This is a genomic window from Vibrio rhodolitus (assembly GCF_003350325.1).
Lineage (GTDB): Bacteria > Pseudomonadota > Gammaproteobacteria > Enterobacterales > Vibrionaceae > Vibrio > Vibrio rhodolitus.
The window spans coordinates 1-1,537 of the sequence record NZ_QLYZ01000043.1; the positions used below are offsets into that span (position 1 = coordinate 1).

Annotated in this window: 1 protein-coding gene and 1 pseudogene; one reads left to right on the forward strand and one right to left on the reverse strand. The window is 36.6% G+C overall.

Features of this window, described 5'->3' with window-relative positions; translation table 11 throughout:
- Nucleotides 1-227 (forward strand): annotated as a pseudogene (locus tag DPF93_RS21405) (IS4 family transposase); the annotation flags it as partial.
- Between the two features lie 133 nt (nt 228-360).
- On the opposite strand, the gene DPF93_RS20970 reads toward DPF93_RS21405, so the two are convergent.
- Nucleotides 361-1,281 carry a DUF6602 domain-containing protein gene (locus tag DPF93_RS20970; protein WP_123777573.1) on the reverse strand — a complete coding sequence of 307 codons (921 nt, stop codon included), beginning with the start codon at nt 1,279-1,281 and terminating at the stop codon, nt 361-363.
- Nucleotides 1,282-1,537: the final 256 nt, after the last annotated feature.

The following is a 1,537-nucleotide window of genomic DNA, read 5'->3' on the forward strand; positions in this document are numbered from 1 at the left end:
TGGTGGCAGAAATTATTATGTGGTGGAATGGCTTAATCGCTATACAAGCGAAATGGCATTATGACTTTCAAGCGAACACCATTAAGCACCGACGCGTACTCTCGATCCCAAGGCTTGGTAAAGAAGTTCGTTGCCATCGAAGGTACCGAATAAGTGAATCACAATATCACTGGGCGATAGTGGAATACCAACGGCTGACACATGCCTGTGGACTGGGAGAATTATGAGGGGATCCGCCAGCGCCCTGTTAAGGGGTGAGCAGCGCAACACCAAAGCTACCGCATACCACCTTAATCACTAAGCGCAAAGCATAGTAAAAATGCCACGCGTTGCGAATCACTCTTAAACAGATTGTTATACCTATCTCATTGGTGCATTTTTTTCTTTAAAAGAACCAACATATGAGCATATATCAAACTTATAAATGCAGTTTTTGCTAACTGCATCGACCAAACTGGAAAGAAAAGCCAAAATATGGTCTCCTTCATCAGATGGTTCAACAAAGCGATAAGATGTCGCAATTTCTCCTCGATTAGGAAAGTTATACGGCATCAACTTATCATTATCGTCGGACGTATTATATGAGATAAAACCATCTTCAATACTTAAAATGAAATTATGCCTTCTAGATGCATCCGCTATTGAGGGAGGATAAATATCTGCGATCACATCTAAAATGTCTTCACCACCAAAATTAATTGATTCACAAACTAAAAAACTAACAACATTTTGGAATTCATTAAAGCTTGGGTTCCAAAAAGTAATGGTTTCACATTTATTACGATATTCAGGTTCGCTAATCTCTAAATGTCTTTTTTTATGAGTCAAATCTTCATTAAAAGGATTAATTGGCATTGTCGAAATAGGTTCATTATTTCTTATTTTCTTTACCTCCATTAACTTCAGTAATGCTTCTTTCAACTGAGTCTTACTGAGTTTCGATTTGACTTCACCAATAGAATATACCGTTTCTATTGGGTAAAATCTGCGCAAGTCATCTGTTTCTATTCTTGGTGTTTCTATACCATTATATATTACAACATCACATTGCGTGGTTCTTTCATTACTTCGATCAACAATAAACCCTTCACCAAACTTATAATATGTTGGTAAAAAACAAGAGAGCAACTCTTTTACAATTCTTTCTCTATATTCACCAAACTCTGACTTATGTATTAATTTACCATTGCCGTCTACAAATATTCCTCTAGAGTCTTCTGTATATTTACACATGAACTCTCTAGCCTTACGTCTCGCTAATATATCAATTACATTTTTCATAAGTTTCCCTTTTAGGTATAACGCCCTGTTCTTAAGAATCCCCTCATAATTTCCATATAAAACAATGAGTAGACGCACATCGCTCATTCTGATCTAATGAATTTCGCCAAAAACACACCTGATTAAATGGATTTAATAGGAATTCCTAACGATGCGCGATGTTCAAATTCTACAGCAAACTATCGAAAACCAGTGCCCAAACATTCACAAAAAACGACTTAGATCTCTGATGCTTGCAACTAAAACGGTACTCGAT

Excerpts from the sequence above, each read along its gene's own strand:
- DPF93_RS20970 (WP_123777573.1), bottom strand. The coding sequence starts at position 1,281 with ATGAAAAATGTAATTGATATATTAGCGAGACGTAAGGCTAGAGAGTTC.